Here is a 5,755-nt window from a genome sequence, read left to right as displayed (position 1 = left end):
AAAGACGGTGTGGTTCGAGGCGGTTGACGGTTCTCGGGCATGCTGTAAGATGCGCGGCCCGGTGGTCCTGGGGCGGTCCGGAAGGACGCTGAACGGACCTTCGGGAAGCGAAAAAAGATCTCGACACGGTGTTGACGGAATCGAAATTCGCTGTAAGATAGTCGGCTCCCTCGGGCACTTTGGTGCGGYGGGGTGAGACGGGAAAGGCGCTGAGGCCGGCCCCGAAGATCTTTGACAGTGTGCGCAGGTAACTTGTGCGGACGTCTGGCTAGTGGATGGTTGTCCATTGAGCAGATGTTCGTACCAAGCAACAACGATTCAAATGCATGCAAATGCAAGCGAGTAATTGGTGCCTGGAACGAGCTTTGCACTCAAAAAATTTGGATCTTCGGATCCATGCAATTTTAAGTGAAGAGTTTGATCCTGGCTCAGAGTGAACGCTGGCGGCAGGCCTAACACATGCAAGTCGAACGGCAGCACAGCAGTAGCAATACTGTGGGTGGCGAGTGGCGGACGGGTGAGGAATGCATCGGAATCTGCCTATTTGTGGGGGATAACGTAGGGAAACTTACGCTAATACCGCATACGTCCTACGGGAGAAAGTGGGGGACCTTCGGGCCTCACGCAGATAGATGAGCCGATGCCGGATTAGCTAGTTGGCGGGGTAAAGGCCCACCAAGGCGACGATCCGTAGCTGGTCTGAGAGGATGATCAGCCACACTGGAACTGAGACACGGTCCAGACTCCTACGGGAGGCAGCAGTGGGGAATATTGGACAATGGGCGCAAGCCTGATCCAGCCATGCCGCGTGTGTGAAGAAGGCCTTCGGGTTGTAAAGCACTTTTGTCCGGAAAGAAAAGCTTCGGGTTAATAACCCGGAGTTATGACGGTACCGGAAGAATAAGCACCGGCTAACTTCGTGCCAGCAGCCGCGGTAATACGAAGGGTGCAAGCGTTACTCGGAATTACTGGGCGTAAAGCGTGCGTAGGTGGTTTGTTAAGTCTGATGTGAAAGCCCTGGGCTCAACCTGGGAACTGCATTGGAAACTGGCTGACTAGAGTGCGGTAGAGGGGTGTGGAATTCCCGGTGTAGCAGTGAAATGCGTAGATATCGGGAGGAACATCTGTGGCGAAGGCGACACCCTGGACCAGCACTGACACTGAGGCACGAAAGCGTGGGGAGCAAACAGGATTAGATACCCTGGTAGTCCACGCCCTAAACGATGCGAACTGGATGTTGGGGGCAACTTGGCCCTCAGTATCGAAGCTAACGCGTTAAGTTCGCCGCCTGGGAAGTACGGTCGCAAGACTGAAACTCAAAGGAATTGACGGGGGCCCGCACAAGCGGTGGAGTATGTGGTTTAATTCGATGCAACGCGAAGAACCTTACCTGGCCTTGACATGCACGGAACTTTCCAGAGATGGATTGGTGCCTTCGGGAACCGTGACACAGGTGCTGCATGGCTGTCGTCAGCTCGTGTCGTGAGATGTTGGGTTAAGTCCCGCAACGAGCGCAACCCTTGTCCTTAGTTGCCAGCACGTAATGGTGGGAACTCTAAGGAGACCGCCGGTGACAAACCGGAGGAAGGTGGGGATGACGTCAAGTCATCATGGCCCTTACGGCCAGGGCTACACACGTACTACAATGGTAGGGACAGAGGGCTGCAAACCCGCGAGGGCGAGCCAATCCCAGAAACCCTATCTCAGTCCGGATTGGAGTCTGCAACTCGACTCCATGAAGTCGGAATCGCTAGTAATCGCAGATCAGCATTGCTGCGGTGAATACGTTCCCGGGCCTTGTACACACCGCCCGTCACACCATGGGAGTTTGTTGCACCAGAAGCAGGTAGCTTAACCTTCGGGAGGGCGCTTGCCACGGTGTGGCCGATGACTGGGGTGAAGTCGTAACAAGGTAGCCGTATCGGAAGGTGCGGCTGGATCACCTCCTTTAGAGACTAAAGACAGCAAATTGCTGGTCGGACGTCCGCACAAGTAACCTGCATTCAGAGTTCCGGGTCGCCCCAGTGGGGTGGCTGCGGGAGCGTCCCCGGATCCCTCCAGGGAATTCGATGGGGCTTTAGCTCAGCTGGGAGAGCACCTGCTTTGCAAGCAGGGGGTCGTCGGTTCGATCCCGACAAGCTCCACCACCTTGGGCGAAGACCCTTGCCTGGCGATTGTGCCGGCGGGAAACACTTTGGGTCTGTAGCTCAGGTGGTTAGAGCGCACCCCTGATAAGGGTGAGGCCGGTGGTTCGAGTCCTCCCAGACCCACCACCTACGAAGTGGCTTCCTGCTCCTAGACAGAAATGTTTGAAACTCTGATTGCGCACACTAAATATTGAAGCAGCTGGGCGTTGAGGCCCATTTGCGTTCTTTGAAAATTGGGAATTGTAGCGAGCGTTTTGAGACGAATTGTGTCCATGACGTGTCGTGAGGCTAAGGCGAGTGTCTTCGGACACTTTATTAATTGAGTCGTTATATTCCAGACCGGGCTTTGTACCCCTGGTCCGAATGTAGCTCCAAGGCAACTTGGGGTTATATGGTCAAGCGAATAAGCGCACACGGTGGATGCCTTGGCGGTCAGAGGCGATGAAGGACGTGGCAGCCTGCGAAAAGTGCGGGGGAGCTGGCAACAAGCATTGATCCCGCAATGTCCGAATGGGGAAACCCACCTCGCAAGAGGTATTGCATGGTGAATAAATAGCCATGCAAGGCAAACCCGGAGAACTGAAATATCTAAGTACCCGGAGGAAAAGAAATCAACCGAGATTCCCTCAGTAGTGACGAGCGAACGGGGACCAGCCCTTAAGTTGATTGAGTTCTAGCAAAACAACCTGGAAAGGTTGGCCATAGACGGTGACAGCCCGGTATGCGAAAGAGCTCTTCCAATGAAATCGAGTAAGGCGGGGCACGAGAAACCCTGTCTGAACATGGGGGGACCATCCTCCAAGGCTAAATACTCCTGACCGACCGATAGTGAACCAGTACCGTGAGGGAAAGGCGAAAAGAACCCTGGTGAAGGGAGTGAAATAGACCCTGAAACCGTGTGCGTACAAGCAGTCGGAGCCCGCAAGGGTGACGGCGTACCTTTTGTATAATGGGTCAGCGACTTACTGTTCGTGGCGAGCTTAACCGTATAGGGGAGGCGAAGGGAAACCGAGTCTGATAAGGGCGCATAGTCGCGGGCAGTAGACCCGAAACCGGGTGATCTAGTCATGCCCAGGGTGAAGGTTGAGTAACATCAACTGGAGGCCCGAACCCACTCCCGTTGCAAAGGTAGGGGATGAGGTGTGATTAGGAGTGAAAAGCTAATCGAACCCGGAGATAGCTGGTTCTCCTCGAAAGCTATTTAGGTAGCGCCTCCTATGAATCTTCCTGGGGGTAGAGCACTGTTATGGCTAGGGGGTCATTGCGACTTACCAAACCATGGCAAACTCCGAATACCAGGACAGAATGTAGGGGAGACACACGGCGGGTGCTAACGTCCGTCGTGAAAAGGGAAACAACCCAGACCCACAGCTAAGGTCCCAAATTCATCGCTAAGTGGAAAACGATGTGGAAAGGCACAGACAGCCAGGAGGTTGGCTTAGAAGCAGCCACCCTTTAAAGAAAGCGTAATAGCTCACTGGTCGAGTCGGTCTGCGCGGAAGATTTAACGGGGCTAAGCGATGAACCGAAGCTTGGGGTGCATAACTTTGGTTATGCGCGGTAGAGGAGCGTTCCGTAAGCCGTTGAAGGTGGATTGAGAAGTCTGCTGGAGGTATCGGAAGTGCGAATGCTGACATGAGTAACGATAATGCGGGTGAAAAGCCCGCACGCCGAAAGCCCAAGGTTTCCTTGCGCAACGTTAATCGACGCAGGGTGAGTCGGCCCCTAAGGCGAGGCAGAAATGCGTAGTCGATGGGAAGCTGGTTAATATTCCAGCACCTCGCGTAAGTGCGATGGAGGGACGGAGAAGGTTAGGTTGGCCGGGCGTTGGTTGTCCCGGTGAGAGAGTTGAGGCGGTTCCCTTTGGCAAATCCGGGGGAGCAACGTTGAGACTAAGGACCAGCCCATTAGGGCGAAGCAACCGATATCACGCTTCCAGGAAAAGCTCCTAAGCTTCAGCTTACGCAGACCGTACCGTAAACCGACACAGGTGGGCAGGATGAGAATTCTAAGGCGCTTGAGAGAACTCGGGTGAAGGAACTAGGCAAAATAGCACCGTAACTTCGGGAGAAGGTGCGCCCTTTCTGGTGAATAGCTGGGAGGGGCCGCAGTGACCAGGCCGCTGCGACTGTTTATCAAAAACACAGCACTCTGCAAACACGAAAGTGGACGTATAGGGTGTGACGCCTGCCCGGTGCCGGAAGGTTAATTGATGGGGTCAGCCGCAAGGCGAAGCTCTTGATCGAAGCCCCGGTAAACGGCGGCCGTAACTATAACGGTCCTAAGGTAGCGAAATTCCTTGTCGGGTAAGTTCCGACCTGCACGAATGGCGTAACGACAGCGGCGCTGTCTCCACCCGAGACTCAGTGAAATTGAAATCGCTGTGAAGATGCAGCGTTCCCGCGGCAAGACGGAAAGACCCCGTGAACCTTTACTATAGCTTTACACTGAACGTTGAGTTCTTCTGTGTAGGATAGGTGGGAGGCTATGAAACGCAGGCGCTAGCTTGCGTGGAGCCATCCTTGAAATACCACCCTGAAGTGCTTGACGTTCTAACCTAGGTCCGTAATCCGGATCGGGGACCGTGTATGGTGGGTAGTTTGACTGGGGCGGTCTCCTCCCAAAGTGTAACGGAGGAGCACGAAGGTACGCTCAGCGCGGTCGGACATCGCGCACTGTGTGCAAAGGCATAAGCGTGCTTGACTGCAAGATCGACGGATCAAGCAGGTACGAAAGTAGGTCTTAGTGATCCGGTGGTTCTGTATGGAAGGGCCATCGCTCAACGGATAAAAGGTACTCCGGGGATAACAGGCTGATACCGCCCAAGAGTTCATATCGACGGCGGTGTTTGGCACCTCGATGTCGGCTCATCACATCCTGGGGCTGTAGTCGGTCCCAAGGGTATGGCTGTTCGCCATTTAAAGTGGTACGCGAGCTGGGTTCAGAACGTCGTGAGACAGTTCGGTCCCTATCTGTCGTGGGCGTTGGAGATTTGAGAGGGGCTGCTCCTAGTACGAGAGGACCGGAGTGGACGAACCTCTGGTGTTCCGGTTGTCACGCCAGTGGCACTGCCGGGTAGCTATGTTCGGAAGCGATAACCGCTGAAAGCATCTAAGCGGGAAGCGCGCCTCAAGATGAGATCTCCCGGGAGCTTGACTCCCCTAAAGGAACCATCAAGACCAGGTGGTTGATAGGCTGGGTGTGTAAGTGCAGCAATGCATTGAGCTAACCAGTACTAATGATCCGTGTGGCTTGACCATATAACCTCAAGTTGCTTTGGCCTCCGATACGTCGGACACCATTCGCCAAAAACTTGCTACAATTCCCAACCCATTCGCCAACACGGAATACATCCCGTGAAAGCAACCCAACGAGAGCGTGCGCGCAACTCAGTACAACGAGACCTGCGACCCTCCACCCTCTCCCTGGTGATAATAGCTGTGTGGTCCCACCCGATCCCTTTCCGAACTCGGAAGTGAAACGCACATGCGCCGATGGTAGTGTGGCCTAAGCCATGCAAGAGTAGGTCATCGCCAGGGGCTTTACCCCTAAAACCCCCAGCCGAAAGGTTGGGGGTTTTTCTTTGTGCGCAAGGAAAGTCGATGCCC

General features: G+C 54.6%; 2 tRNA genes and 3 rRNA genes. All 5 read left to right on the top strand.

The features are described 5' to 3' along the window. Positions 1–405 precede the first annotated feature (405 nt). Positions 406–1,950, top strand: a 16S ribosomal RNA gene (locus tag AB4Y64_RS17525). Between the two features lie 121 nt (positions 1,951–2,071). Beyond that, positions 2,072–2,147 (top strand) — tRNA-Ala (locus tag AB4Y64_RS17520). 49 nt (positions 2,148–2,196) lie between these two features. Then, a tRNA-Ile gene (locus AB4Y64_RS17515) sits at positions 2,197–2,273 on the top strand. A gap of 267 nt (positions 2,274–2,540) precedes the next feature. Then, positions 2,541–5,407 (top strand): 23S ribosomal RNA (locus AB4Y64_RS17510). Positions 5,408–5,571: 164 nt separating this feature from the next. Then, positions 5,572–5,686, top strand: a 5S ribosomal RNA gene (rrf, locus tag AB4Y64_RS17505). Together the 16S, 23S and 5S rRNA genes with 2 tRNA genes alongside form the textbook arrangement of a ribosomal RNA operon. Positions 5,687–5,755 lie beyond the last annotated feature (69 nt).

The sequence above is a fragment of the Lysobacter sp. TAF61 genome (genome assembly GCF_052113485.1).
GTDB lineage: Bacteria > Pseudomonadota > Gammaproteobacteria > Xanthomonadales > Xanthomonadaceae > Lysobacter_J.
Note: the sequence above shows the minus strand (reverse complement) of the source record. Positions and strands in the feature narration are given on the sequence as shown.